Origin of the sequence: Streptomyces sp. CA-210063 (assembly GCF_024612015.1) — a bacterium.
Classification (GTDB): Bacteria; Actinomycetota; Actinomycetes; order Streptomycetales; family Streptomycetaceae; genus Streptomyces.
This window is the reverse complement of the sequence record NZ_CP102512.1, coordinates 10,403,928-10,429,468: the sequence shown is the minus strand read 5'-3', so window position 1 is coordinate 10,429,468 and position 25,541 is coordinate 10,403,928. Positions and strand designations below refer to the sequence as shown.

The window sequence follows — 25,541 nt, the reverse complement described above, 5'->3', positions numbered from 1 at the left end:
TCAGTGGGTAAATGGGACACGTTGGTTATTCCGGAACCCGAGACGGCCGCGAAATACCGGGCGGCCGGCTGGTGGCGAGAGGAAACGTTTCTGGCCGACCTGGCCGAAGCAGCCCGCACCAAAGCGGAGCATCCCGCCGTCATCGCGTACGAGGGGCGCGAGCTCACCAAGGTGGTGAGCTATGCCGAACTGGCCGTTCTGGTCGAGCGGTTCGCCGCCGCGCTCGCCGAACTCGGCGTCGTGCGCGGTGACGTGGTCGCCTTCTACCTGCCGAACCGCTGGATCCTGACACCCCTGTACCTGGCCTGCCACCGGGTGGGGGCCGTCGCCTGCCCGGTGATCCCCGCGCTGGACGTCCGTGAACTGGCCCTGGTGCTTCAGGAGAGCGCCGCGCGGATCTGCGTCACGGTCGACGGCTTCAACGACATCGACTACGGCGCCCGGCTGGCCGAGGCGGCCCCCGCGTCCCTCGCCCACCGGGTCGTGGTGGGCGACGCCGCCGCCACCGGCGCCCTCGACTTCGACGAGTTCTTCGTCCGTACGCCGTGGGAGGAGCGGCACGACGTCGATACGGCGCGGCAGTTGGGCCCCGACGATCCGGCACTGCTGCTCTACACCTCCGGCACCACCGGCCGGATGAAGGGCGTCGTGCACAGCCAGAACACCCTGCACGCGGCCGTGCTCGCGGTCTCCGTGCCGCACCGGCTCGACGGGGACGACGTCATCTCCATCCCCAACTTCGCCACGCACATGGCCGGGCTGACCTACGCCTGCTACATGCCGCTGCTCCTGCACGCCACCTGTGTGATGCAGGAGGCCAACCGGGACATGGAACTGCTTCTCGATATCGTCGCCGCCCACCGTGTCACCTGGGCCTACGCCTCTCCGGCGTACCTCGTCGACCTGCTGGACGCCCAGCGCAAGGAGCCGCGCGACACCTCCAGCGTGGCGCAGATCGTGTCCGGCTCCGCCCCCATCCAGCCGCAGTTGATCGCCCAGGTGCGCGAGGTCTTCGACATCCCGGTGCGCGCCCTGTGGGGCATGACCGAGAACGGGGCCGTCACCGTGACCCGGGACGACGACCCGGAGGGCTGGGCGGGCCGCAGCGACGGCCGCGCGGAGCCCTGGATGGAGCTGCGCATCGCCGTCGAGGCGGGCCGCGACGCCGGCCGGCTGTTGGTGCGCGGGGCTTCGCAGTGTCTGGGGTATCTCGGCCAGCGCGAGGTCTACGAGGCCTGTCTCGACGAGGACGGCTGGTTCGACACCAGCGACCTGGCCCGTGACGACGGCCGGGGCGGCATCCGGATCGTCGGCCGCAGCGTCGACCAGATCACCCGCGGCAGCGGCCAGAAGGTCTCCACCCTGGAGGTCGAGTCCGTCCTGACCCGGCACCCGGCCGTCAAGGAGGTCGCGCTCGTCGGCTACCCGGACCCGCACGTCCCCGGCACCGAGTTGGTCTGTGCCGTCGTCGTGCCGGAGGGCGAGCCGCCCACCCTGGAAACGCTGCACGGCCATCTCGCGGACGAGCGGATGGCGAAGGTGCTCTGGCCCGACCGGGTCCAGTTCGTCTGGGAACTGCCCAAGAACTCGCTGGGCAAGGTGCTGCGGCACCCCCTGCGCGAACGTCTCGAGATCGAATACGCCGCCCGCCGATGACGGCGTCCGAGCGGACCGCCGGCGACACCTCCACGTCCCCGCAGGAGGACAACGGCAGTCGGCGGCGGTCGGTCGCGCTCGCGGTGATCTCGGCGGCGCAGCTGATGTTCCTGCTGGACGCGACCATCGTCAATGTGGCGCTGCCAGACATCCAGGAGTCGCTGCGCCTGGACGGCTCGGACCTGGAATGGGTCGTGGCCTCGTACTCGATCGCCTTCGGCGGGCTGCTGATGCTGGGCGGCCGGGCGGGGGACATCCTCGGCAGGCGGCGTCTGTTCATGACCGGCGTGGCGGTCTTCACCGCCGCGTCGCTGTTCGGCGGGTTCGCCACCGAGGCGTGGCTGCTGACCGTCTGCCGCACGGCGCAGGGAGTGGGCGCCGCCGCGGCCTCGCCCGCCGCGCTGTCGCTGATCGCGGTGACCTTTCCGGAGGGGCCGCGGCGCAACCGGGCCGTGGGCTGGTACACGGCCGTGGCCACGGCGGGCGGCGGCGTGGGGCTGCTGGCGGGCGGGCTGATCACGGTGTACCTGTCCTGGCGCTGGGTGATGTTCGTCAACGTCCCGCTCGGCGTGGCGATCCTCGCCGTCGGCGCCGGGGTGCTGCGCGAAACGCCCCGCACACGCGGCGCGTTCGACGTCCTGGGCGCGGTGACCGGCACCCTCGCCGCGCTGCTCCTGTGCTACGGGCTGATCGACGGCGCCTCGGGGGGCGGCAACTGGTCCTCCGCCCTGGTGCTGGCCGCGCTGGGTGCGGCGGCCCTGCTGCTGCCCGCGTTCGTGGTGATCGAGCGGCGCAGCGCCCAACCGCTGGTTCCGCTGTGGCTGTTCACCGACCGCACCCGTTTCGGCACGTACACCGTGACGGCGCTGATCGGCACGGCCATGTTCGGCATCTTCTTCTTCCTCACCCTCTTCCTGCAGCAGGTCTGGGACTACAGCCCGCTGCGCACCGCGCTCGTCTACCTCCCGCTGACCTGCCTGCTCGTCATCGGGGCCAAGGCCGGCTCCCCGCTCCTGGCGCTCTTCGGCACCCGCGCGCTGGTCTGCGGCGGCCTGCTGACGGCCACCGCCGGGATCCTGTGGCTGGCGAGGATCGGCGAGTCGGGCGGCTACACCACCGGGATGCTGGTGCCTACCGTGCTGACGTACGCGGGTCTGGGCGTCACCGGCGTGCCGCTGACCCTGGCCGCGCTCTCCAAGGTCGCCGACGAGGACTCGGGAGCGGCTTCCGGGCTGCTCAGCATGGCCCGGCAGATCGGCGGCGCGACCGGGCTTGCGGTGCTCGGCGCGGTCGCGTGGTCGTCCGGGGACGCCGTGTCCGGCGAGGCCGGGGCGGGACTGTCCACGGGGGTGGCCCGGGGGTTCGCCGTGGCGGCCGGCCTCACCCTGCTGGCGCTGTGCGTGGCGGCCGTGACCCTGCCCAGGAAGGGACGGTGAGCGGCTTGTCGGACGTGCTGGTCGTCGGGGGTGGCATCGCGGGCGCCGCGGCCGGGTACTTCCTCGGCCGGTCCGGCGCCCGGGTGACGCTGCTGGAGGCCGAGCGGACTCCGGGCACGCACGCGACGGGGCGGTCGGCCGCGCTCTTCTCCGAGTACTACGGGAACACCGTGGTACGGGCGCTGACTGTGGCTTCCCGCGCCTTCTTCGAGAGACCCCCGGCGGGATTCTCCCCCGTCGCGGAGCTGCTGCGGCCGCGTGGCGTCCTCGCCCTCGGGACCCCGGACACCGGCCGGGAGTTCGATGCCGCGAAGGCCTCGGGCGCGAGCGCCCCGCAGCCGGTGGTCGAGGTGGACCGCGACCAGGCGCTCGCCCTGTGCCCGGCACTGCGGCCCGGCGCCTTCGACCGCGCGCTGTACAAGCCGGGTGCCCGCGACATCGACACGGACGCCGTCCTCCAGGGCTTTCTGCGCGGCGTGCGGGCAGCGGGCGGGAGTGTCGTGACCGGTGCCCGGGTGCTCGCTCTGACCCGTCGTCACGGACAGTGGTACGCGGCCACGTCGGCCGGGGAGTTCGCCGCGCCGGTGGTGGTCGACGCGGCGGGCGCCTGGGCCGATCAGGTGGCGGGGTCGGCCGGCGTCGCCCCCAGGGGCCTGGTGTCGTACCGGCGTACGGCGGCGCTCGCCACCGTGCCGGCGGACCGGGCGCCGGAGGGCCGCTCCGGCGACACAGGCGGCCGCGACCACTCGCGGCACCCGGGGAACGAGGGCCTGCCGGGCGGGTCGGCGGCCGACGTCGCGCACTGGCCGATGATCTCCGACGTGGCGGACACGTTCTACGCCCGCCCGGAGTCAGGCGGCCTGCTTCTCTCTCCCGCCGATGCCACCCCTGCCCCGCCCGGTGACGTACGGCCCGACGACCGCGACGTGGCGCTGGCCCTCGACCGGTTCCGGGCGGTGGTGGAGCTGCCGGTACGGCACATCCGCCGCGCCTGGGCCGGGCTGCGCACCTCGACGCCCGACGACACCCCCGTCATCGGCCCCGATCCGGACGCGGCCGGCTTCTGCTGGCTCGCCGGTCTCGGCGGCTACGGGATCCAGACAGCCCCCGCGGCGGGCGCGCTGCTCGCCGCGCTCATCGCGGGGAACGAGCCACCACCCGGGCTCACCACGGCCGTCGCGGGCGTCACCCCTGCCCGCGCCGGCCGGTCGTGACAGCCACCCCTCTGGCGCCCCCATCCCCCATCAGCATCAGCAGAGAGCTCGGAGGATATGTCGGAAACGAACTGGCAGGTCGCCGGCGCGGAGGTCGACCACGGACCGTACCGTCCGGTGGCGACCCTCATCGAGGAGCAGGCCGACCGCACCCCTGGCCGTACTGCCCTCGTCCACCGGGGTGAGACCGAGACGACCCTGACCTACGCGGAGTTCGACGCGCTCGCCAACGGGCTCGCCGCGGAACTGACGGCGGCCGGCGTGCGCGACGGCGACTTCGTTCCGCTGGTGATCGGCAACAGTGTGGAACTCCCGCTGTGCATGGTCGCCTTGATGAAGCTGGGTGCGGTGTTCGTGCCCTGCGACCCGGCCTGGCCGGAGGAGCGGCTGCGCGGCGTTCTGAAGGTGCTCGATCCCCCGCTGTTACTGACCACCGGGCCCCTCGTCCACACGGACAGGCCGTCCCGTGTCGTCTCCCACCGGACCCTCACCCCGAGCACCGAACGCCCCGGGCGGCGGCCCGCTCCCGGGCATCCGGTGTACGGCGTCTTCACCTCCGGCACCACCGGCGTCCCCAAGTGCGCCGTCAATCTGCACGGCGGGCTGACCAACCGGTTCCGTTTCATGTCCCGCTACTTCGGCGCCACCGGCGACGAGGTGGTGCTGCAGAACAGCCGCCACACCTTCGACTCCGCGATCTGGCAACTGCTGTGGCCGCTGACGACGGGCGGCCGCACGATCATCCCCGAGCAGGGTGAGTTCCTCGATCTGGAACGGACCGTGGAGACCATCGCCCGGTACGGAGTGACCGTCACCGACTTCGTGCCGGCGATCCTCGGCATGCTGGTGGCCCTGCTGGAGGCCGAGCCGGCGCACGTCGCCGAGGTCGCCTCGCTGCGCCATCTGGTGGTCGGCGGCGAAGAGATCATCCCGCACGCCGTGCACCGGCTCAGGGAACTGGTGCCGGGCCTCGGGATCACCAACGGGTACGGGCCCTCCGAGGCGAGCATCGGCATGGTCTTCCACCGCGTCGACGGCACCGAGGGCGACCGCATCCCGCTCGGTCGGCCCATCGACAACTGTTACGCCGTCATCGACGGGGCGGACACCGACGGCATCGGGGAGATCCTCATCGGGGGCGCCTGCCTGGGCGCCGGATACCTCGGCGATCCGGAGCGCACCGCCGAGGCGTTCGTCCCCAACTTCTTCCCCGGCGTCCCCGGCGAGCGGCTGTACCGCACCGGCGACCTCGGATGGTTCGACGACTCGGGGCTCCTGCGCTTCGCCGGCCGCCGGGACCGGCAGGCCCAGGTCGACGGCGTACGGATCGAGCTCGGCGAGATCGAGACGACCGCCGAGGCCTGTCCCGGGGTCGTTCAGGCCAAGGCGCTGACCCTGCGGCGGTCCGGCCGTACCCGTCTGGTCGTCGCCGCGGCGGCCGAGGAGGGAACGACCCCGGTGGCGCTCCGCGAGCACCTGGCCTCCGTGCTGCCACGCGTCCAGGTGCCGCAGCACTGCTTCGTCCTGCAGGCGCTGCCGCTCACCGACAACGGCAAGGTCGACCTGGGGGCGCTGCACACGATCGTGGAGGAGAAACTCGAGTCCGGCGCGGGCACCGGGAGCGGTCCTGGCGGCGATGCCGGGCTCACCCGCGTCGAGCGCATCGCCGGGGTCATGGGTGCGGTGCTCGACCTGCCCGGTTTCGGCGTCCGGGACGACTTCCTCGACCACGGCGGGGACTCCTTGAACGCGCTGACCGCCGCTCTGCGCATCCGGGAGACGCTCGGCGTGCGCGTCGGCATCTCCGACCTCTACGCGCACCGCACACCGGTGGCGCTCGCCGCGGCCGTGCACGGCCGGGCCACGGACGCCTCCGCCGCGGACGACGCCTCGCTGATGGAGCGTGACGCCGAACTGCCGGAGGAACTGGCCGCCCTGGCCCGCCGGGCCGCGCGCACCCGCCCGGCCGTGCCGCCGCGCACCGTCCTGGTCACCGGGGCCACCGGCTTCGTAGGGGCCAGGGCCGTCCATCGGCTGCTGACGGCCACCGAGGCGCGGGTGGTGTGCGTCGTGCGGGCCCACGACGACGCGCATGCCAGGCACCGGCTCATCGAAGCCTTGCGCGCGCAGGGCCTGTGGGACGAGGCCCTGGCCGGGCGGCTCGACGCCCGGCGCGGCGACCTCGCCCGGGCCCGGTTCGGCTGGACGCGGGAGGCCTGGGAGGCGTACGCCGCCCAGTGCGATGCCGTCCTGCACATCGGGGCGCTCGTCAACTTCCTGCTCGACTACCGGGCCCACCGCCCGGCCAATGTCGCCGGCACGGCGGAGGTGCTGCGGTTCGCGCTGTCCGGGCGGGCCAAGGCACTGCATCACGTCTCGACCCTCGGCGTGCTCGACCGGCAGGCGGTCCGCACGACGGGCCGCCTCGGCGAGGACTTCGATCCCACGGAGGCGGTCACGCCGGCGAGCGGCTACAGCCGTTCCAAGTGGGTCGCCGAGCGGTTGGTGCTCACGGCCCGGCGGCTCGGCGCGCCGGTGACCCTCTACCGGCTCGGCGAGATCATGCCGGCCGCCGACAACGGCGTACCGAATCCGAAGGCATTGACCCATCTGCTGCTGTCGGCGTTCCTCCGGCTGGGTCTGCGGCCCGATGTGCCGATGCGGTCGGACTACACGCCCGTGGACGAGACGGCAGCGCGGCTGGTGGCCGGGCTCGCGGAGCCCGCCGAGGGTGCCGTCCACCATGTGTTCCGGGACGGCAGCGTGGACTTCGCCGCGATCGGCCTCGCGGAGGGCGGACGGTCCGTGCCGCCCGAGGAGTTCATGGCGGCACTGCGGGCCGCCGCCGACGAGGACGAGGGCTCCGCCGCGGCCGTGCTGGCCGCCGTACTGACCATGCTGCCCGCGTCCGGGCCCGACGGCACACCGGACTTCCGGCGGCTGCTGACCGACAACCCCGGTCTGTTCACCCGCGACTCCTGTACGGCGCTCGATGCCCGGCACGGCTTGCGGGAACCGCCGCTCGAAGCGGCCCTGGCCGCCTACCGCACCACCCTCACTCACTGAAACGAGAGGACGACATGCACCATCGCACCATGGGCCGGCTCGGCTGGCGGGTCAGCGAGATCGGCTACGGCATGTGGGGCATCGGCGGCGGCCCCGGAGGCTTCACCGGCTGGGACTACGACACGGCACCCGACTGTCTGGACCTGGCGGTCGAGCAGGGCTGCACCTTCTTCGACACGGCGTGGATCTACGGCCGGGGCGTGAGCGAGCAACTGCTCGGCGCCCTGCTGCGCCGGCACCCGGACCGGCGCCTCCACGTCGCCACGAAGGTGCCGCCGCTCAACCGTGAGTGGCCGCCCGGCCCGCAGGACACCCTGGACGACGTCTTCCCGCCCGGCCACATCCGGGAATACGTCCACCGCAGCCTGGAGAACCTCGGGACGGACCGTATCGACCTGCTGCAGTTCCACGTCTGGGAGGACCGTTGGAGCGCCGACGAGCGGTGGCAGCGGGTGATCTCCGACCTGAAGGCGGAGGGCGTGATCGAGGGCTTCGGCATCAGCGTGAACCGCTGGGAGCCTGCCAACTGCCTGCGCGCGATCGACACCGGGCTCGTCGATGTCATCCAGGTCATCTACAACATCTTCGACCAGGCCCCGGAGGACGAACTGTTCGAGCGGGCGCTGCGGGACGACATCGGCATCATCGCCCGCGTCCCCTTCGACGAGGGCGGCCTCACCGGTCGGCTCACCCGGGACACGACGTTCCCCGAAGAGGACTGGCGCGCCGTCTACTTCGGCCCGGAGAACCTCGCTCCGACCGTCGAGCGCTGCGAGCTCCTCAAAAAAATCCTCCCCGAGGGCGTCACCCTGCCCGAGCTCTCGCTCCGCTTCATCCTGCACCACCCCGCCGTGAGCACGGTCATCCCGGGCATGCGCAAACCCGAGCACGTACGCGCCAATCTGGCCGTCTCCGGTGCTCCCCCGCTCGACCCGGCGCTGCTGGCGGAGCTGCGCGAGCACCGCTGGGACCGGCAGCCGACGCAGTGGTCGATGTGAGCCGGGCCCCGGCGCCCCGCCCGACCGTGATCGCGATGTGGGCGCACCCGAGAGCGGTCTCCACCGCCTTCCTCCGCATGATGATCGAGCGCGGGGACCTCACCGTCGTACACGAACCGCTGGTGCTGCTCACCGACCACGGCGAGGTGTCCGTCCCGGACCTGGACGGCGGTACGGCGACGCTGCGCTCCCCCGGTGAACTGCTCGCCCACCTCGCGCGGCTCGGCGCCCGCCGGCCCGTGTTCTTCAAGGACACCCTCGAATACCACTACCAGCATCTCTTCGACCGTCCGGAACAGATCGACGGCTTCGAGCACACCTTCATCGTCCGCCATCCGGCCCGCGCCATCGCCTCGCACCACGCGGTCAAACCCGAACTGGCGTGCCACGAGATCGGTTACGAGCACCAGTACGCCCTCTTCGAGCTGGCCTGGAAGATCACCGGCCGGCGCCCGGTGGTCGTCACGGCGGAGCGGCTGCTCGCCGACCCCGAGGCCGTCGTCTCGGCGTACTGCGAGCGGGTCGGCCTGCCGTTCCTCCCCGGGGCGCTGAACTGGCGGCCCGGAGAGCGCTCCGAGTGGCGGCAGAACCGGCGCTGGCACCTCGACGCCATCGCCAGCTCGGGGTTCCACGCTCCGGAGAAGGAGTACAGGGTCACCGTCGACAACGACGAACGGCTGCGCGGCTTCTACGAGCACCATCTCCCGTACTACGAGCGCCTCGTCGAACATGCGCTCTAATCAGCTCTCCCGGCCGAGCACGACGTCACCGCCGGTTCCCATGCCAACGCCCACGCCGATCCCAAGGACGTACGTTCTGATGACGACCACCGCCTCCTGCGGCGAGCAGTTCGCCCAGGCCTTTGCCGAGGACCCGGACAAGGCCGCGGTCCAGTTCGACTTCACCATCACCGACTCCTTCCAGGCCGGGAAGGACCGGCCGCGGCTGACCGCCCGCAATCTGTTCAAGAAGCAGCGCGTCACGACGGAGACCGTCCAGTCGTGGTTCGAGACCCGACCCGCGGCGCCCAGGGCCTCGGGCGGACTGCGGGAGAGCGCGTACCGCTTCGAGGCGGCCACCTATGGAGTGCGGCCGATCACCGCCTGGGTACAGATCCCCGAGGCGCTCGTCGGACAACCCGACGCGCTGGCCCAGTTCATCGACCACCGGCTCATGGTCCGCCTCGGCACGGCGGAGAACCGCGCCCTGACCCTGGATGTCGTGGACCACCCGGATGTGGCCACGCTGCCGTACACCGGCTCCTACGCCGCCGGAGTGCTCGCCGCCTTCAACGAGATAGAGCAGCAGGGCGGCACCGGCCACGCCCTGATGATCAACCCGCAGGACTACTACGGGGAGTTGGTGGGCGCCGGCAGCCTGCTCGCCGACCTCGCCCGCGAGCAGGTGATGATCTGCCGCCACCGGCATGTGGCGCCCGGATCAGCGCTGGTCGGTGACTTCGCGATGGCCGCACGGCTCCTGGAGGCCGGCCGCTCGGTCATCAAGGTCGCGGAGCCCCCGGCCGGTGTCTTCGAGCGGCCGGGCACGGCGGTCTGCGCCGAGGTCTACGAGAGCGTCGCCGTACAGCAGCCGACGCACTTCTTCCACGCGGTGCGCGCCTGAGCCGCCTCCCGTCGGCGAACCGCGTCTTCGGCGGGCGGGGAAATCGGTCGCGCCTCCGGAGGTGAGCCGTTAACTTCCGCTGAGCGCAGTGAGCTACGAGATGGGACCGCGAGGGGAGCCGGCATGGAGATCGAGGGTGTGCGGACGGACCGTTTGGGCTTGCTGCTCGAGCAGTTCGACCAGGCCAGGGAGATGGCCCAGGTACGGCTGGCGGGGCTCGGCGACGAGGAGTACCTGTGGGAGCCGGTACCCGGCTGCTGGTCGCTCCGGCGCCGGACCGAGGCGGTGACGCCCAGGGCGTTCGGGCCGGGCGAGTGGGTGCTCGACCTGGGCGCGCCGGACATCCCGGCGAGTGAGTACGCCGAGGTCGCCCGGCAGGCCGCCGGCGGCATGTCCGTCACCAAGATCGCCGAGGACTGGAGCGTGAGTGTCGAGCGGGTCGAGGAGGTCCTCGCCCACACCGGTGAGCCGGAGCCCGACGAGACGCCGATCACGACCATCGCGTGGCGGCTGGGGCATCTGCATCTCCAGTTCGCGGGCGGATGGGAGTGGACCTTCGGCGAACGGCGGCGGGATCCGAAGCTGATGGTCGACTTCACGCCCTCCGCCGCCTTGACGCTGGAGCGGTTCTGGGCGTCGGTCGACCGCTGGCGCGACAGCGTCGGAGCCGTCACCGACGAACAGCTCGACACGGTCGGCTTCTCTCGGTACCCGTACAGCAATGACGCCGATTACCCGTACATCGCCGTACTGACGGGGGCCAACCTCGAATTCATCCACCACATGGCCGAGATCGCGCTGCTCCGCGACCTGTGGCGCGCCCGCTCCACCACTGCCGGGTAGGCCGGGGCACGCCACGACGGCCCTCGTCGGTGGACCATGATGCGGCCTGCCTGCCTGTTCGCTGCCCGCTACGCGTCGGTCGGACCGGTGCGGGGCAGCAGTGCCAGTGCGGCGACGACAGCCCGGTGGTCGGTGCCCGGTACGGTCCGTTCGGCGACGGATACGCCTGCCAGGCCGGGGCCGTGCAGGACGTGGTCGATCTGGATCAGGGGCGGGACGAGGGACTTGCCGGCGGGCCAGGTCCGCGCCCCTCCGCGGCCGAGTTCGGCGTGGATGTCCGTGAGACCCGCCGCGAGCAGCTCGCGCATCGGCGCGTGGTCGAGGGACGCGTTGAAATCCCCCAGGAAGACGGTGTCCGGTCCGCTGTTCCGGGCGACGGAGGCGAGGGCGGTCATGTCCCTTGTCCAGCGGTCCGCGTCACCGAGTGGGTAGTACGTGTGGACGGCCACCAGCCGTACGGTGCGTCCGCCGACCGTCACGTCCGCGGTGGTCTGCGGCCAGGCCGTGTCGGCGTCCAGTGGGCCGCCGTGGGTCAGGGGGATCCTCGAATAGATCGAGGTGTCGTACTCGGGGCGGAGTTCCTGGTGGGGCAGCAGTCTGTCGAGACCGGCGTCGGCGAGCGCGCCGATGCCGGCGGACGGCAGTTCCTGCACGGCCAGTACGTCGATCCGTTCGGCCCGGACCAGCCGCACCAGCGCTCGGGGGTCCACCTCGCCGACATGGGCGTTGACGGTGGCCACCCGTAACTCGGCCGCCTGTGCCGGGACATCCCGCTGGTCCGGCAGGAACCGGGGTACCAGCACGGCGACTTGAGCGGCCGCGAGAAGTCCGACGGCCACCACCGCCCAGCGCGAGCGCAGAGCGGGAACGGCGAGCACGGTGACCAGCGAGAGCACGCTGAGAACCGCGCCGTAGGGGAAGAGCACCACGGGAACGGCGAGCGGTGTTCCCGCGTCCAGCCCGGTCAGCCGTACGACGAGCAGGGCGGCCGGCACGGCGAGAAGGGCGCCGCAGCCCAGCAGTCCCCACGTCCGTCCGCGTCGGGCGCCCCTGCCGTTCGCCCGTCGCCCCGTCGGGGGTGCGGGGGTGCCGACGGCCGTGTCCGTCATCGATCCTCCAGTCGGAAAGGTACACGCGGAGATCATCCGCGACTCCCGAGAGGGGACGTCAGGAGAGGTACGTGCGGTTGCCGGGCCGATCAAGAAGGTCATGGGGGCGGACCTGTCGATCCACCGGACCCGCGGCCGGTTTGCGGACGAAAGCCGGGGAGCGGGCCTCGGTGTGGCGTCCGTCAGCGCCCGGTGGTGCTCCGGTCGTGCGCGTTCCAGGCCCGCTCCCGCAGGTCCGCGTCGCGCAGGACGTCGATCGCCGTGCATGCCAGCGCCTCCGTGACCACAGGGAGCACCCGGCGCGCCCGGGCGGAGACCGCGGCCGCGGCGAACTCGGGCGTGTGGTCGGAGCCGTCCTCGTCCATGATCGCGACGAAGGGGTGGATGGCCGGAACGCGGGCGCTGACGTTGCCGATGTCGGACGATCCGAGGTACACGCCGTGAGCGGGCGGGGTCGGCCGGATACCCGCGCGCTCCAGGTGGGCGGCGAAGCGCTCGGACAGCGTCCCGCTGTCGCGGAAGTGCTCGTAACGGATCGTCGCCCGCTCGACGTTCACGGTCGTGCCGGTCGCCTGGGCCACGCCCGCGGCACAGGTGGCCAGGCGTCCGGCCAGGTCGTCCAGTTGCTCGGTGGTGGCCGCGCGCAGCCCGAACCGCCCCTCCGCGTACGCGGGGACGATGTTCGTGGCCTCTCCCCCGTGGGTGATGATGCCCTGGATGTGGGAGGCCGCCGGCAGTCGGCGGCCGAGTGCGGCCAGCACGTTGAACAGCTCGACGAGGGCCGCGAGCGCGTCGATGCCCTCGGTGGGGTTGCCCGTGGGATGGGCGGCGCGCCCGTGGAAGGCGACCCGGTACTGCTCCTGAGCCGTCAGCGGGGCACGCACCCAGTCGTACACGCCCGGATGGAACATGAGCGCGGCGTCGACATCGTCGAAGACGCCCGCCTCCACCTCCAGTGCCTTTCCGCCGCCCCCCTCCTCGGCCGGCGTACCCACGGCCAGCACCGATCCGGCGCTCCCGTCCAGCACCGATCCGGCGCTCCCGTCCAGCACCGATCCGGCGCTCCCGTCCAGCACCGATCCGGCGTTCCCGTCCAGCGCCGTACGGGCGGCGAGCGCGGCGCCCAGGCCTGCGGCGGCGATCAGGTTGTGGCCGCAGGCATGGCCCAGCCCCGGCAGGGCGTCGTACTCCAGCAGCAACGCCACCGCGGGCCGCTCCGCACCCGAGCGCGCCACGAAGGCCGTCGGCATCCCCGCCACGCCCTCGCTCACATCGAAACCGGCCCGGCGCAGTTCGCCCGTCAGCAGCGCGGCCGCCCGCCGCTCGGCGAACGCGTACTCCGGGTCGGCGTGCAGCGCCGACGCGACCTGCCACAACGCCTCGGCCCGGTCGGCGACCTCCTCGCGGACCCGCCGGTACAGGGCGTCGGGGACAGGGGACATGTGGCCTCCCGGACGTGCTGCGGACCTGTCTTCGTCGGGCTCCGGGTTTCACCGAAGGGGCGGCCGACACCACCCGTGAGGACGGAGGACAGAGGACGGGAGGAAGGGCGTGCGAGGAGAGCCGCGTTGGGCCACGGCCGTCTCTGCCCTGCTGCGTAAGCGGGTCCTCGGGGCCGGGGCGTGGGCTCCGACCAGTCGGCCGGCGATGTTCACCGACGTCCGGACGGCGGCGTCGGGCTGGGCTGGACCCGGTTCTACGAGGAGGGCCGGGCCGAGCCATTGGTGGTGCGGGGCGGTGTGGTGATCTGGCCGTCGTAGGTGAGCCAGTCGTGGAGTACGGCGAAGTCCGCTTCGGTGAGGCCGGTCCCGGAATCGACGCGGTGGAGGAGGGCCGGCCCCCGATGATGCGCTGACACCCAGGCGCGGTCGGGACCGGTGATCTCGTCGTCGACCCAGATGAAGGGGCGCCCGGCCGCCGCCTGGACGAGGGCTCGGGTCTTCCAGTGCAGGGCGCCGGTCACGTCCTCCTCCGGCAGGACCGCCACCGGAAGCGCCGGCAGCCCGAGCAGCGGAGCGATCACCTCGTTGGCGTCCTCCATCCATGCGGTGGCCCACACCAGGTCGCAGGGCAACCGCAGCAGACGCGGACCGTGAGCGAGGTCGATCTTCGCCAGCTGGGGATTCGACGTGTCCTGCCAGCCGTCCCAGCCTTCAGGGATAGACGGGAGCCGTCCTCCTCCGTAGGGCAGGAGCGTTCCGTCGACATCCAGGAAGAGCAGCGGCCGCTCCGCACCATTCGTCATGTCCGCACGCTATCGGCTCCTCCTCGGGCAAGCAGCCGCGTTGTGTTCCAGTGCGGCACTGTCAGACGCTCGACCGTCGGCCGCCCGGGCCGCCGGGTGTCATCCGTCCTCGGAGTCGCCTGCCTCCCAGCGCAGCAGGTCTCCCGGCTGGCATTCGAGCACTTCGCAGAGCGCGGCGAGGGTCGTGAAGCGGACCGCCTTGGCGCGGCCGTTCTTGAGGACCGCCAGGTTGGCGGGCGTGATCCCGACCCGTTCCGCGAGTTCGCCCACGGACATCTTCCTCTTGGCGAGCATCACGTCTATGTCGACGGCGATCGGCATCAGATCACCTCGGCCAGCTCGGCCCGCATCCGCGTCGCCTCGATGTCACGTGTGACGGCCTGGGCGAGCAGCATCCGCAGCACGAGCACGATGAGCGCCATCCCGAGAACCGCCAGGGTGACCCCGCCCAGCAGAAGCACGACGCCCGGTGGCACGGCCTCGCCGGGCGCCAGGACCACGCCGAGCGTGAACACCAGGGCCGCGGCCGCCACCATCGCGCCGATCACGACGTGCACATACCGGAAGGCGGCGTGGGAGAACACCGTGTCACGCCGGACCATCGTCACCAGCCGCCACACACAGACCAGGACGACCTGGACCGTCACCACTCCCAGGACCACGATCACGAGCACCGGAGTGCGCACATGGGCCGCGTCCCGGCCGAGATCATCCAGATCCACGGCCAGCAACGGCACCATCACCGCCTGCGCGAACACCGAACCGGCGAACAGCACGGCGACCACGGCACGCAGCGCCAGCACCGTCAGCTTCCCCATCACACCCTCCTCAGACCGATCAACGATAGGAATCTATCGAAAGTCGATAGCCCAGGCAAGGGCAGGCAAGAGCTCAGACAAGAGCTCCGGCAAGAGGGAGTGCCACGGGGTGATCAGCCGGACAGCCCTGCGGCATGGTCAGTCGGTCGGTCAGGTCGGTCAGGTCGGCGGTGTGCAGGTCGCAGCGGTGCGTGGAGCTGGGCGCGTCCCCGACGGGGCGGGCGACGTAGGCCGTGCGCAGGCCGAGGCGCCGTGCGCCGGGCAGGTCCCAGGCGTGGGCGGCGACCATCAGCAGGCGCTCCGGCGGCCGCCCGGAGACGGTGCCGGCGAGCCGGTAGACGGCCGGGTCCGGTTTGTAGGTCCGGACGTCTTCGGCGGACAGGGCCTGGTGCCGGCGCAGTCCGGCGTGGGCGTTGAGTCCCAGCAGCGCCGTCCGGCTCGCGTGGGAGAGTCCGATCAGCGGGAACCGTTCGGCGAGGCGTGCGGCTTCCAGGTCGAGTTCGTCGCTGTTCGCCGACGAGGTCGACTGGCTGCTCGCCGAGAACCCCGGCGTCCCGTGGATCCGCCCGCGGTCCACCGGCGTCGAATGTGCCGCGCAGTTCACGGAGTTGATGGAGTACACCGTGCCCGAGGACGCGCGTGCCTCCGTCGACACCCTCCTCGTCGACGGCACCGACGCCGTCCTGACGGGGCATCTGTCGGGGACGGTACGCGCGACGGGGAAATCCTTCGAAGGGCCGTTCGCGCTGCGCCTCACGATGGAGGGTGGCCGGATCACTCGACACCACCTCTACGAGAACAGCCTGTCGATCGCCATGGCATGCGCCCCGTGAGGGCACGGGCGGCGGTCTCCCCGGCCCAGCAGCTCCCGAACCTGGTGCGGCGGCAGCGGCGGCACCTCGGCGTTCTACGATCAGCGCATGAGCGCGTGGAATCAGAGCCTGGACGCCGCGGGTATCCGCGAGCCGGAGCTGCGGAGGGACTACGACACCCAACGGAAGCTGGTGGCGCGGTTCCGGCGTGCTCCGTACCTCGCGGCTCGGCTGTTGTTGCCGCGGCCGGTGTTGCCCCACGTCGTGGCGGCGACGGCGGTGATGCACCACGGCGACAACCTCCTGGACAGCGGCCCGAAGGCACGGCGGGCCTCGGCGTGGGCGTCGTGGGAGCAGGACGTGCGTAAGGCGCTGGACGCCGGGGTGAGCGACGATCCGTTGATCCGCACGCTGCTGAATACGGCGGAGGCGTATCCGCGGCTTCGGGAGGTCGTGGAGGCGTACTTGTCCACCGCCACCGCCGAGTTGGAGTTCGCCGGCTTCGCCACGGAGGCCGACTACCAGGCCTATGTGGATGCCTACTCGCTGCCCGCTTTCCTGCTGGTCGCGTCGTTGCTGGGACCGGAGAGCGACGACGGGCAGTTCCGCTCGGGATGCCGGACGTTCATCGACGGCAGCCAGCGGCTGGACTTCGTCAACGACCTTGCCGAGGACATTCCCGAAGGGCGCCTGGGCATCCCGGCGGAGACGTTGGAGCGCTTCTCCGCCACGGTGGAGGATCTCGCGGAGGGCCGCGAGTCGGCGCGTGTACGGGAGTTGGTGGAGCATCAGATCGAGGCGGCACGTGCCTCCTTGCGGGCCGCCCGGGAACTGCCGGCGCTGACCGCCAACCCCAGCGGGGCGTTGCTGGACGCCGTCGTCGAGATCGAGCTGCTGACCGCGGACGCGGCGCTCACGCGTGGTGCCCGTTTGCTGCGCGGCTCGGCGTCTCCGCCGGTGGTGAGCACGCTGCGGGTGCTGCTGGGTGCTCGCCGGAAGGCGCGCACGGAACGCTGAACCGCCAGTCGCGGGGCGCGGGTGCGGGTGTCCTCGGCGCTGATGCCTCGGCGCTGATGCCTCGGCGCTGATGCTTGGGCGGTGGTGCTTGGGCGGTGATGCCTGGGCGGTTTCCGACGGGGTGAGGCCGTCGGGGGCAGGCGGCCGCGGTCTCTCGTACTCTCGCCCGGGCAGGGGCTCGCGGTCTTCGCCGGCTGGGTGGTCGTGGCCATGGGTCCGTGCCGCGCGGCCGCCGCGCAGACCTCCCTCCCCGGGGACGGCGCTCCCGCCGTGTCCCCGGGGTTCGACGCCGCCTGGCATCCGGTCCTGGGCCGCATGCCGCACACGGACAGCACCGACGGCAGCTGCCGGACCGCCGGCATCCCTGGGTGCTCGACACGCGGTGGTGCTGATCGTGGCCCTGCTCAGCCTGCCCGACCTGTTCACCCGTGGCGGCGCCGGGGATCGATCCACCGGGGGAGAACACTCAGAGCGGCCAGGTGCTCCAACGCCTCCTGCTCGCTACGGCCCTGGTCACGGTCGGTAGGCGGCGCGGTTGTGGTAGGTGACCTTCCCGGTGGGCAGCTTGCTCGGTGCGAAGAGCTGGTCGACGGTCACGAAGTGGAAGCCGCGTGCTTTGAGGGCCTTGATGATGCCCGGCACGGCGTCGACCGTCGTCTTGTGGATGTCGTGCAGGAGGACGATGTCCCCGGGCTTGGTCTGCGTATTGACGGTCTTGATGATCCGGGCGGTGTCGCGGTGCTTCCAGTCGAGGGTGTCGACGCTCCAGTGCACCAGCGGTCGCCCGGCAGCCGTGCGGACGGTCGCGTTGTGGGCGCCGTAGGGGGCGCGGAAGGTGGTCGGCTTCTTGCCGGTCACCTGCTTGATCGCCGTGTCCGTGCGGGAGAGCTGCGACTTGACCTTCGCGGCGCTGAGCTTGGTCAGGTTGGCGTGGTCCCAGCTGTGGTTGCCTATCTGGTGGCCGGCGAGTGCCGCGGCACTCACCGTTGACGGGTTCCTCTGGACGTTCGTGCCGACTACGTAGAAGGTCGCTCTGACGCTCCGGTCGTTCAGGAGGCGCAGCAGCCGCTGGGTGTCGGCGACGGGCCCGTCGTCGAAGGTGAGGGCGACGCACTTGACCTTGCGGCAGTCGACGGCCGGGGGTGCGGCAGAGGCGGACGTGGCGGTACCGGCCAGCGTGGTGCCGCAAAGGGCGGCGATGATGGCCGAGTTGACGATGCGTCGGTGCATCAGGATCCTCCAGGAGCCGTGAACTTCCCTTGCAGGCAGTGGACTTCCTGTAAGACGCACTCGACGCGGGCTTGGATGTACGTGCGTTCGGCGCTTTCCCTACGGTTTCGGGAGAATCCGGAGTCGCTCGCAGCTCGGAGGGGCTCCGTGGCCATCTCCGACTTCGCGGTTCCGGGCGGCCCAGCACCGATGAGTACCGCCCGGACGACGAACTCGCCCGGGCGATGTACTCGCCCGGGCGCTTCGAAAATCAACCGCGCTGACCGTGGTCAGTCCGGTTTTGGCGGCCGGTGGTGTCGCCGACGCGGGGGGGTGAGGCGGCGCAGCAGTCGTACGGTGATGGATGGGCCGATGAGGACGTCGCCCGCCATGGCGGCGCGGACCGCTTCGGATAACAGTGCCGGTCCGGGCCGTCCTCAGCCTCGGCTGACAGCCCATCTGTACGGCGGCCTACCGCACCTGCCCGTGCCCAGGCTGTCCCGGGCCCGTCCATCGTGGGCCCGGTTTCAGGAACCCGCCCTGCCGAACCCCTCGTTCGAACCGCCGATGGGCAGCCCGGCCAGCAGCGCGCGCCGGCTTGCCCTGACGTGTTCACGCATCACGTGCTCGGCGCTGTCGCCGTCCTTCTCCAGGATCAGCTCCAGGACGAGGTGGTGCTCACGGTCCGACTGCGTGGCGCGGCCCGGCTGGCTCAGTGACGTGTTGACCAGCCGGGGGTAGGCCAGCTGATTCATCAGCATCCGGTAGTGGGCCTCCAACTTGCTGTTGTCGGCACCGGCTATGAGCAGGTCGTGGAACTCCTGGACCAACTCCGCGTACCGCTCCCGGTCGTCCCGCTCGACCGCCGCATCGGCCTCGCGCAGGTTCCGCTCGAGCATGTCGATCTCCGCGACGCGGCCGCGCCGGGCGAGGAGGCGGGCGGCCGCGCCCTCGAGGAGTTCCTTCATCTCGAAGAGTTCCGTGATCTCGCGGCGGGAGGGGGTGGTGACGAACGTCCCGACGCGGGGCCGGATCTCCACCAGCCCTTCGGTCTGCAGCTGCTTGAGGGCTTCGCGTACCGGCGTACGGCTGACGCCGAACTCCTCCGCGAGGGCGAACTCCGAGAGCGGAGCCCCGGGCACGATGTCTCCCTTGATGATCCGCCGGCGCATTTCGGCGATCACCCTGGCCTGCATCGACCCTCCCCCAGCCTCTGGCCGGGTGGACCCCCGCTTCGGTTCGCTCTGTGCGCGATTCACCGAACCCTCCTCCGTCTCCCCAGCCGCCCGCCGGTCATCCCAGCGGCGCGAGCGCGCCGCCGTCGAAGAACTTACCCGCGCTGTAGACCATCGGATGGTTGTCGGCGACCGCGGCGTGCACCACTCGGCAGATGAACACCGTGTGGGTACTGGCCTGCAGGCGCTCGCGGATCTCGACCTCCATCTGCGCGCTGCTCCGGGCGATCAGCGGGCTGCCGAACGGGCCGCTCTCCCATTCCACGTCCTTGAACTTGTCGTCGGCCTTGCTTGCGAACGTAGCGACAACGTCGAGTTGGTCCGTGGACAGGATGTTGATCGCGAGGTGGTCCGCCCGGAACAGGCAGTCGTGGGTGGACGAGGTGCGCTGGACGCACACCATCACGGTGGCCGGGTCGAGCGAGATGCTCGAGAACGCGTTGACGGCCAGCCCTCTGGGGGTCTCTCCGTCCATCGCGGTCACGACCGTGACACCGGTGACGAACTGCCGGTTGACCTGCTTCATCACAGCGAGGTCGGGCTTGGAGGCAAGCGGGGCCATGGAGCTGCTCCTAGTCATCTTGATCGTCAGTCCTGTCCCACCCGGATGACGCCCAGCGCCGAGAGCAGCGCCCGGGGATCCCATGTCACGTGCTCCTCGACGATCCGGTCCCCCTCGAAGCGGGCGAACGTGGCGCCGCTGACCTCGACCCGCCGCTTGGTGGAGGGGACGCCGAGGAACGAGTTCTCATGGGTTCCGCCGCTGTGCCAGCGGATCGCGGCCCTGTCGCCTTCGACCACGATGTCGTCGATGGTCGTGACCAGGTCCGGAAAGGCGGCTCGGGTCGAGACGACCGCGGCCTTGAAGGCGTTCAGGTCCTGCGGGTGCGGGTCTCCACCGTGGCGGAGGTACGCGGGGCTCAGCAGCGCGTCGAGGGCATCGACGTCCCCCTGGCCCCAGGCCGCGGCCCACACCTTCTCGATGAGCCCACGACGGACGTCAGAGTGCGACATCGAGCTTCTCCTTCGTGTCCGCGCGCAGCTCTTTTCTGTCCGCGCGCAGCTCTTTCCAGAAGGACACCGCCAGACCGGCGATGATCACGAGGAACGGCAGGGACGTCACGATGACGGTGTTCTGCAGGGCGTTCAGTCCGCCGGCGAGCATGAGGACGACGGCGGTGACACCGGTGAGGACGCCCCAGAGGATGAGCACCGAACGACGCGGGGTGAGCGATCCGTCCGAGGTCATCATGGACAGCACATAGGTGTTGGCGTCCGCGCCGGAGACGAAGAACATCACGACCAGGACGATCGCGATCACCGAGGTGACCCCGGCGAGCGGGAAGTGGTCGAGGGTCGCGAAGAACGCGCTGTTGATGTCGGCGGCGGTCTGCTTGGCGATGTCGCCGTCCTCGAACAGGTCGATGTGGATCGCCGTGCCGCCGAAGACCGTGAACCAGGTGAAGAACACCACGCTGGGGACGGCCAGGACACCCATGATGAAGCCGCGGATGGTGCGGCCACGCGAGATACGGGCCAGGAAGACGCCGACGAAGGCGCCCCAGGACACCCACCAGGCCATCATGAAGTAGGTCCACCACTGCATCCACTCGAGCCCGCCGAACGCGGTGCCCTGCAGGCTCATCCGGAAGAAGTCGGTGGCCCATTGGCCCACGGACTCGATGTACAGGTTCGCGATGAACACGGCCGGGCCGACCACCAGCATGAAGAGGAACAGCGCGACCGCCAGCAGTGAACTGCCCTGGCTCAGGAACTTGATGCCCTTGCTGACCCCGGTCACCGCCGAGAGCGTGAAGATCGAGGTGACGGCGGCGATGATGAGCACCTGGCTCACCGAGTTGACCGGGATCCCGAACAATCTGCCGAGGCCGTTGTTGACCTGGAGAGCTCCCAGGCCGAGGGACGTCGTGGTGCCGAAGAGCGTCGCGAACACGGCGAGCACGTCGATCGCCTTGCCGATCGGCCCGTTCACGCGGTCACCGAGCAGCGGCACGAACAGTTGGCTCACGAGGGTGCGCCGGCCCTTGCGGAACGTCGAGTACGCGATGGCCAGACCGAAGACGGCGAAGATCGCCCAGGCGTGCAGGCCCCAGTCGAAGTAGGAGTACTGGAGGGCGCGCACCGCTGCCGCCGGCGTGTTCGGCTCGGCGAGACCGTGCGGTGGCGTCGCCAGGTGGGAGATCGGTTCGGCGACGCCGTACGAGACGAGTCCGATGCCCATGACCGCGCTGAGGATCATGGCGAACCAGGTCGGCGTCGAGAACTCGGGACGGTCGCTGTCCTTGCCCAGTCGGATGTCGCCGGCGGGGCTGAAGGCCAGGAACACCAGGAAGACCAGGATGGCGAGCGTGACCACCAGGTAGGACCAGCCGAACGTGGCCGTGACCCAGTTCAGCGAGGTGTTCGTGACCTTGTTCAGGTTGTCCGTGAAGAGCACCGCCCAGGCTACGAAGACGGCGGAGATACCGAGCGAGGTCCAAAAAACGGAACCGAGCCTGCCACCGCCGTCGCGGCCGGCCCTGGTGCCGTCCGTGGTGCCTTCCCCGCTGCTCCCGGACGGCGTCGCGGGCGTCATCTCCGCGTCCGTTCCCAGGTGACTGGACATGGAACTCCTTGGGTCCGGGGGCCGACGGCCACCTGATCTGGCATACAAGCAGCAGTAAGGCACGTCACAGATGGAGCGTCAAGGGCTCGAGGTACGGAATCGCGTTCCGACCTGGAGTGTCACCAGTAACCGCAGGTTAAGGGCTTGTTTCCGGCCCTGATAGGGGGCCGGTGGACTATGGGCGAGCCCTTCCACTCGACCCCTTGACCGACCGAAGAGACGGCATTTATCGTCCTGTGCCATGCAAGAGTGCCTGGATCATCCTGACGAGAGCATCGGTCTCCGCAAACTCGTGCTCTACCGCGACGTCGTTCTGACCGAGGCGGGCGAGGCACCCGCGCGGCCGGCGCGACGAGCCAGCGTCGCCGCGGTCATACGGAACCCGTGGGTGGGCACCGGTCCATCGGCCGATCTGGCCTCGGAGCAGGGTCGCATCGCCCCGGTGCTCGCCAGGTTGCTGACCGATCGGCTCATCGCTTCGCTGGGCGGTGTGGACGAGATCGAGTCGTTCGGCAAGGCGGCCGTCGTCGGCGCGGCGGGCGAGATCGAGCACGCCGGAGCACTCATCCACACTCCGTACTTCGGCAATCTGGTGAGGGAGTTCCTCCAGGGCGAGTCGATCATCTGTTTCGCCGACACCCGGGCCGAGGCCGGCGAGACGCTGATCGTCCCGCTCTGGCACAAGACACGGGCCTCGACGCGCAGTCACTACCAGACCATCAGCGCCCGCGTTTCCGACGCCCCGCGTGCGGACGAGATCGTCGTCATCGCGGCCGCGTCGACGGGACCGCGCCCGCACCCCCGTATCGGGGACCGCATGACCGACCCCGTCGTCACCACCGAAACCCTGGAGGTTGTTCCCTCATGAGCGTCCGCAAGATCGTGACCGTCGTCGAGGAGATCCGCACCGAGGGCGGCCGCGGACTCGAGCGCCCGGCCCGGATCGCCGTCGTAGCCGCGGTGATCGAGAACCCCTGGGCCGGTCAGGGCTTCGTGGAGGACCTCGCTCCGGGCATCGAGGCGAACGCCTCCGACCTCGGCGCGCTGCTGGCCCCGGCGGTCCTCGACGCACTCGGGGCTCCCGTGGAAGCGTACGGCAAGGCTGCCATCGTCGGCCTGGACGGCGAGATCGAGCACGGCTCGGCGCTGATCCACACGCTCAAGTTCGGCGACCACTTCCGCAAGGCCGCGAGCGCCACCACCCTGCTGCCCGCCGTCGAGAAGCGCGGGCCCGCCGGTGTTGTGTTCGACATCCCGCTGAAGCACATCACCGACGCCACGATCCGTTCGCACCACCAGAGCATCGAGGTCCGGGTCAGCGACGCTCCCCACCCGAACGAGATCGTCATCGCGCTTGCCGCGGCCGCCCAGGGGCGCCCCCAGCAGCGTCTGGCACCGCTCTCGACCGAGCAGTAGGTACTCATGAGCAAGCCGACCGTGGTGCTGCTGCACGGCGTCGGGCTCGACCACACCATGTGGGAGCCGGCCGCCGCGCTCCTGGCCGACCGCTTCACCGTGATCGCCCCCGACCTGCCGGGTCACGGCACTCGCCCGCCGGTGGGCGACGGGGTGACCCTCGCAGATCTGGCCGACGGGGTGGTCGGGGAGATTCCGGCGGGCTCGCACCTGGTCGGATTCTCGCTGGGCGCCCTGGTCGCCCAGCATGTGGCGCTGCACCACCCGCGGCTGGTGGCCACGCTGACCTCGGTCAGTTCGGTGTGCGAGCGTACGGCCGAGGAGCGGGCGTCCGTACTCGACCGGCTGCGCACCGCGGAGGCCGACTTCACGGCGAGTGCGACCGCGTCCCTGAAGCGGTGGTACGCCGGCACCGATGTCGGCCCCGACCGGGTGACCCGCACCGAGGCCACGCTGCTCTCCAACGACGTCGGGTCGTTCCTCAACTGCTATCGCGTGTTCGCCACAGCGGACGCCGGCCTCGCCCCGCACCTGGCCGCCATCGCCGTACGCGCGCTGGCGATGACCGGCGAGAACGATCCCGGGTCCACCCCCGAGATGACCCACCGGCTCGCCGCGGCGCTTCCCGACTGCCGTGCGGTGGTCATCCCCCAGGCGCGTCACATGCTGCCCGTCGAGCGCCCCGAGGCGTTCGTCGACTCCCTCACCACCTTCATCGGAGAGTGCGCACATGTCTGACCTCACCACGTTGCGGCACTTCATCGGCGGGGCGTGGGTCGAGCCCGCGTCGGGCGCGTACTTCGAGAGCACCAACCCGGCCACACGCGAGGTCCTCTATCAGGCCGCGCGCGGGGACGCCGCCGACATCGACCAAGCCGTGGCCGCCGCGAGGAAGGCGTTCGAGGACCCGCGCTGGCGCGACCTCAGCCAGACGCGACGCGGCCACCTGCTGCGCCGCCTCGGGGATCTGATCGCCGAGAACGCCGAGGACCTGGCCCGCATGGAGACGCGGGACAACGGCAAACTGCTGCGCGAGATGCGCGGGCAGCTGGCCACCTTGCCGGAGTACTACCACTACTACGCCGGACTGGCCGACAAGATCCACGGCGACTTCATCCCCACCTCCGACCGGCAGGTACTCAACTACACGGCCCGGGAGCCCCTCGGTGTGGTCGGAGCGATCACGCCCTGGAACTCCCCGCTGACGTTGACCAGCAGCAAACTGGCGCCCGCGCTCTGCGCCGGCAACACCGTGGTGATCAAGCCCTCGGAGTACACGTCGGCGACGGTGCTCAAGCTCGCCGAGCTGGCGCTCGAAGCGGGCTTCCCGCCGGGTGCGGTGAACGTCGTCACCGGGTTCGGCGCCGAGGCCGGGCAGGCCCTGGTCGACCACCGCGACCTCGCGAAGATCTCCTTCACCGGCAGCACCGCCACCGGGGCACGCATCGCCGCCGCGACGGCGAGCCGCTTCATCGGCTCCACGCTCGAACTCGGCGGCAAGTCACCCAACATCGTGTTCGAGGACGCGAACATCCCGAACGCGGCGATGGGCGTCGTCGCCGGCATCTTCGCCGCCGCCGGACAGACCTGCATCGCCGGCAGCCGGGTGTTCGCGCACAGGTCCGTCTACGACGAACTCCTCGAGCGGGTCACGGAACGCGCCAGGACCATCGTCATCGGCGACCCCCTGGACGACAAGACCGAGCTCGGCCCGCTGGCCTTCGAAGGCCAGCGCGACAAGGTGGCCGGGTACGTCGACCTCGGACGCGACGAAGGCGCCCGGGTGCTGACCGGCGGACGGGCCACCGACGGCGGCCTCGGCGGCTGGTTCTACGAGCCGACCGTCCTCGTGGACGTCGACAACACCATGCGCGTCGTACGCGAGGAGATCTTCGGCCCCGTCCTGGCGGTCATGCCGTTCGACACCGAGGAGGAGGTCGTCCGCCTGGCGAACGACACCGAGTACGGACTCGCGGCCGGCGTGTGGACGACGAACCTCGCACGGGCGCACCGAATGGCGGCGCGCCTGGATGCCGGGACCGTGTGGGTCAACACCTACCGGGCCATGTCGCCGATGTCACCACGCCAGGGCTTCAAGACCAGCGGCGTCGGCGTCGAGCACGGCACCGAGACGATTCGGGAGTACACGCGGCTCAAGAGTGTCTGGATCAACACGAGCGAGGAGCCCGTGGCCGACCCCTTCACGATGCGGAGCTGA

The 25,541-nt window shown here is 70.9% G+C and carries 24 protein-coding genes and 2 pseudogenes; 14 read left to right on the top strand and 12 right to left on the bottom strand.

Annotated features, from left to right (window positions below):
* The first annotated feature begins 21 nt into the window (after nt 1–21).
* The 8 genes from JIX56_RS45460 (at nt 22) to JIX56_RS45425 (ending at nt 10,836) form a co-directional block, all read left to right on the top strand.
* Nucleotides 22–1,656, top strand: coding sequence for an AMP-binding protein (locus JIX56_RS45460; RefSeq protein WP_257550037.1), 1,635 nt, complete (start codon nt 22–24; stop codon nt 1,654–1,656).
* A complete protein-coding gene (locus tag JIX56_RS45455; RefSeq protein WP_257550035.1) occupies nt 1,653–3,092 on the top strand; it encodes an MFS transporter in 1,440 nt (479 codons plus the stop codon). Before JIX56_RS45460 ends, JIX56_RS45455 begins: the two co-directional genes overlap by 4 nt.
* Nucleotides 3,089–4,306, top strand: coding sequence for an NAD(P)/FAD-dependent oxidoreductase (locus tag JIX56_RS45450; RefSeq protein ID WP_257550033.1), 1,218 nt, complete (start codon nt 3,089–3,091; stop codon nt 4,304–4,306). The genes JIX56_RS45455 and JIX56_RS45450 overlap by 4 nt, the downstream gene beginning before the upstream one ends.
* 57 nt (nt 4,307–4,363) lie before the next feature.
* Complete coding sequence (locus JIX56_RS45445) at nt 4,364–7,372, top strand: non-ribosomal peptide synthetase (RefSeq protein WP_257550031.1); 3,009 nt, start codon at nt 4,364–4,366, stop codon at nt 7,370–7,372.
* A 14-nt stretch (nt 7,373–7,386) separates the two neighbouring features.
* Entirely contained in the window at nt 7,387–8,370 is a 984-nt protein-coding gene (locus tag JIX56_RS45440; protein ID WP_257550029.1) for an aldo/keto reductase, read from the top strand.
* A 35-nt stretch (nt 8,371–8,405) separates the two neighbouring features.
* A complete protein-coding gene (locus JIX56_RS45435; RefSeq protein WP_257550027.1) occupies nt 8,406–9,110 on the top strand; it encodes a sulfotransferase family protein in 705 nt (234 codons plus the stop codon).
* Nucleotides 9,111–9,189: 79 nt separating this feature from the next.
* On the top strand, nt 9,190–9,993 hold the full coding sequence (locus JIX56_RS45430) for a family 3 encapsulin nanocompartment shell protein (RefSeq protein ID WP_257550025.1): 804 nt from the start codon (nt 9,190–9,192) through the stop codon (nt 9,991–9,993).
* Nucleotides 9,994–10,116: 123 nt separating this feature from the next.
* Nucleotides 10,117–10,836, top strand: a complete 720-nt coding sequence (locus tag JIX56_RS45425; protein WP_257550023.1) for a DinB family protein — start codon at nt 10,117–10,119, stop codon at nt 10,834–10,836.
* 68 nt (nt 10,837–10,904) lie between these two features.
* On the opposite strand, the gene JIX56_RS45420 is transcribed toward JIX56_RS45425, so the two are convergent.
* The 6 genes and pseudogenes from JIX56_RS45420 to JIX56_RS45395 all read right to left on the bottom strand — a co-directional run.
* Complete coding sequence (locus JIX56_RS45420; RefSeq protein WP_257550021.1) at nt 10,905–11,945, bottom strand: endonuclease/exonuclease/phosphatase family protein; 1,041 nt, start codon at nt 11,943–11,945, stop codon at nt 10,905–10,907.
* Nucleotides 11,946–12,127: 182 nt separating this feature from the next.
* On the bottom strand, nt 12,128–13,387 hold the full coding sequence (locus JIX56_RS45415; protein WP_257550019.1) for a peptidase dimerization domain-containing protein: 1,260 nt from the start codon (nt 13,385–13,387) through the stop codon (nt 12,128–12,130).
* A gap of 254 nt (nt 13,388–13,641) precedes the next feature.
* Entirely contained in the window at nt 13,642–14,190 is a 549-nt protein-coding gene (locus JIX56_RS45410) for an HAD domain-containing protein (RefSeq protein WP_257550017.1), read from the bottom strand.
* Nucleotides 14,191–14,289: 99 nt separating this feature from the next.
* The gene (locus JIX56_RS45405) at nt 14,290–14,511 is read right to left on the bottom strand and encodes a helix-turn-helix domain-containing protein (RefSeq protein ID WP_257550015.1); all 222 of its coding nucleotides are present in this window, start codon (nt 14,509–14,511) and stop codon (nt 14,290–14,292) included.
* On the bottom strand, nt 14,511–15,008 hold the full coding sequence (locus JIX56_RS45400) for a DUF2975 domain-containing protein (protein ID WP_257550013.1): 498 nt from the start codon (nt 15,006–15,008) through the stop codon (nt 14,511–14,513). The genes JIX56_RS45405 and JIX56_RS45400 overlap by 1 nt, the downstream gene beginning before the upstream one ends.
* Before the next feature lie 73 nt (nt 15,009–15,081).
* Nucleotides 15,082–15,492, bottom strand: a pseudogene (locus JIX56_RS45395) (HAD-IA family hydrolase); the annotation flags it as partial.
* Here JIX56_RS45395 and JIX56_RS45390 point away from each other — a divergent pair.
* Both JIX56_RS45390 and JIX56_RS45385 read left to right on the top strand, forming a co-directional pair.
* Nucleotides 15,464–15,841: a nuclear transport factor 2 family protein gene (locus JIX56_RS45390; RefSeq protein ID WP_257551492.1), complete on the top strand. Its 378-nt coding sequence runs from the start codon at nt 15,464–15,466 to the stop codon at nt 15,839–15,841. The pseudogene JIX56_RS45395 and the gene JIX56_RS45390 sit on opposite strands and share 29 nt — an antisense overlap.
* A gap of 87 nt (nt 15,842–15,928) precedes the next feature.
* The gene (locus JIX56_RS45385) at nt 15,929–16,837 is read left to right on the top strand and encodes a squalene/phytoene synthase family protein (protein WP_257550011.1); all 909 of its coding nucleotides are present in this window, start codon (nt 15,929–15,931) and stop codon (nt 16,835–16,837) included.
* A gap of 513 nt (nt 16,838–17,350) precedes the next feature.
* Here JIX56_RS45385 and JIX56_RS45380 read toward each other — a convergent pair.
* From JIX56_RS45380 to JIX56_RS45355, 6 genes and pseudogenes are all read right to left on the bottom strand, one after another.
* Complete coding sequence (locus tag JIX56_RS45380; protein ID WP_257550009.1) at nt 17,351–18,067, bottom strand: polysaccharide deacetylase family protein; 717 nt, start codon at nt 18,065–18,067, stop codon at nt 17,351–17,353.
* Nucleotides 18,068–18,339: 272 nt separating this feature from the next.
* Nucleotides 18,340–18,480 (bottom strand): annotated as a pseudogene (locus JIX56_RS45375) (DNA-binding response regulator); the annotation flags it as partial.
* Between the two features lie 93 nt (nt 18,481–18,573).
* Nucleotides 18,574–19,242: a GntR family transcriptional regulator gene (locus JIX56_RS45370; protein WP_257550007.1), complete on the bottom strand. Its 669-nt coding sequence runs from the start codon at nt 19,240–19,242 to the stop codon at nt 18,574–18,576.
* A gap of 97 nt (nt 19,243–19,339) precedes the next feature.
* Nucleotides 19,340–19,843, bottom strand: a complete 504-nt coding sequence (locus JIX56_RS45365; protein WP_257550005.1) for a flavin reductase family protein — start codon at nt 19,841–19,843, stop codon at nt 19,340–19,342.
* A gap of 26 nt (nt 19,844–19,869) precedes the next feature.
* Nucleotides 19,870–20,295, bottom strand: coding sequence for an ester cyclase (locus tag JIX56_RS45360; RefSeq protein ID WP_257550003.1), 426 nt, complete (start codon nt 20,293–20,295; stop codon nt 19,870–19,872).
* Nucleotides 20,282–21,907, bottom strand: a complete 1,626-nt coding sequence (locus JIX56_RS45355) for a BCCT family transporter (RefSeq protein ID WP_257550001.1) — start codon at nt 21,905–21,907, stop codon at nt 20,282–20,284. Before JIX56_RS45355 ends, JIX56_RS45360 begins: the two co-directional genes overlap by 14 nt.
* A gap of 241 nt (nt 21,908–22,148) precedes the next feature.
* On the opposite strand from JIX56_RS45355, the gene JIX56_RS45350 reads away from it, so the two are divergent.
* Genes JIX56_RS45350 through JIX56_RS45335 form a run of 4 tightly spaced genes read left to right on the top strand, consistent with a single transcriptional unit; the run spans nt 22,149 to nt 25,541 of the window.
* Nucleotides 22,149–22,775: an amino acid synthesis family protein gene (locus tag JIX56_RS45350; protein ID WP_257550000.1), complete on the top strand. Its 627-nt coding sequence runs from the start codon at nt 22,149–22,151 to the stop codon at nt 22,773–22,775.
* On the top strand, nt 22,772–23,323 hold the full coding sequence (locus tag JIX56_RS45345; protein WP_257549998.1) for an amino acid synthesis family protein: 552 nt from the start codon (nt 22,772–22,774) through the stop codon (nt 23,321–23,323). The genes JIX56_RS45350 and JIX56_RS45345 overlap by 4 nt, the downstream gene beginning before the upstream one ends.
* A 6-nt stretch (nt 23,324–23,329) precedes the next feature.
* Nucleotides 23,330–24,061, top strand: coding sequence for an alpha/beta fold hydrolase (locus JIX56_RS45340; RefSeq protein WP_257549996.1), 732 nt, complete (start codon nt 23,330–23,332; stop codon nt 24,059–24,061).
* On the top strand, nt 24,054–25,541 hold the full coding sequence (locus tag JIX56_RS45335) for an aldehyde dehydrogenase (RefSeq protein WP_257549994.1): 1,488 nt from the start codon (nt 24,054–24,056) through the stop codon (nt 25,539–25,541). The genes JIX56_RS45340 and JIX56_RS45335 overlap by 8 nt, the downstream gene beginning before the upstream one ends.

Coding starts and splice junctions, on each gene's coding strand:
- JIX56_RS45455 (WP_257550035.1), top strand. CDS start 1,653: ATGACGGCGTCCGAGCGGACCGCCGGCGACACCTCCACGTCCCCGCAG.
- JIX56_RS45445 (WP_257550031.1), top strand. CDS start 4,364: ATGTCGGAAACGAACTGGCAGGTCGCCGGCGCGGAGGTCGACCACGGA.
- JIX56_RS45440 (WP_257550029.1), top strand. CDS start 7,387: ATGCACCATCGCACCATGGGCCGGCTCGGCTGGCGGGTCAGCGAGATC.
- JIX56_RS45435 (WP_257550027.1), top strand. CDS start 8,406: ATGTGGGCGCACCCGAGAGCGGTCTCCACCGCCTTCCTCCGCATGATG.
- JIX56_RS45430 (WP_257550025.1), top strand. CDS start 9,190: ATGACGACCACCGCCTCCTGCGGCGAGCAGTTCGCCCAGGCCTTTGCC.
- JIX56_RS45425 (WP_257550023.1), top strand. CDS start 10,117: ATGGAGATCGAGGGTGTGCGGACGGACCGTTTGGGCTTGCTGCTCGAG.
- JIX56_RS45420 (WP_257550021.1), bottom strand. CDS start 11,945: ATGACGGACACGGCCGTCGGCACCCCCGCACCCCCGACGGGGCGACGG.
- JIX56_RS45415 (WP_257550019.1), bottom strand. CDS start 13,387: ATGTCCCCTGTCCCCGACGCCCTGTACCGGCGGGTCCGCGAGGAGGTC.
- JIX56_RS45410 (WP_257550017.1), bottom strand. CDS start 14,190: ATGACGAATGGTGCGGAGCGGCCGCTGCTCTTCCTGGATGTCGACGGA.
- JIX56_RS45405 (WP_257550015.1), bottom strand. CDS start 14,511: ATGCCGATCGCCGTCGACATAGACGTGATGCTCGCCAAGAGGAAGATG.
- JIX56_RS45400 (WP_257550013.1), bottom strand. CDS start 15,008: ATGGGGAAGCTGACGGTGCTGGCGCTGCGTGCCGTGGTCGCCGTGCTG.
- JIX56_RS45385 (WP_257550011.1), top strand. CDS start 15,929: ATGAGCGCGTGGAATCAGAGCCTGGACGCCGCGGGTATCCGCGAGCCG.
- JIX56_RS45380 (WP_257550009.1), bottom strand. CDS start 18,067: ATGCACCGACGCATCGTCAACTCGGCCATCATCGCCGCCCTTTGCGGC.
- JIX56_RS45370 (WP_257550007.1), bottom strand. CDS start 19,242: ATGCAGGCCAGGGTGATCGCCGAAATGCGCCGGCGGATCATCAAGGGA.
- JIX56_RS45365 (WP_257550005.1), bottom strand. CDS start 19,843: ATGGCCCCGCTTGCCTCCAAGCCCGACCTCGCTGTGATGAAGCAGGTC.
- JIX56_RS45360 (WP_257550003.1), bottom strand. CDS start 20,295: ATGTCGCACTCTGACGTCCGTCGTGGGCTCATCGAGAAGGTGTGGGCC.
- JIX56_RS45355 (WP_257550001.1), bottom strand. CDS start 21,907: ATGTCCAGTCACCTGGGAACGGACGCGGAGATGACGCCCGCGACGCCG.
- JIX56_RS45350 (WP_257550000.1), top strand. CDS start 22,149: ATGCAAGAGTGCCTGGATCATCCTGACGAGAGCATCGGTCTCCGCAAA.
- JIX56_RS45345 (WP_257549998.1), top strand. CDS start 22,772: ATGAGCGTCCGCAAGATCGTGACCGTCGTCGAGGAGATCCGCACCGAG.
- JIX56_RS45340 (WP_257549996.1), top strand. CDS start 23,330: ATGAGCAAGCCGACCGTGGTGCTGCTGCACGGCGTCGGGCTCGACCAC.
- JIX56_RS45335 (WP_257549994.1), top strand. CDS start 24,054: ATGTCTGACCTCACCACGTTGCGGCACTTCATCGGCGGGGCGTGGGTC.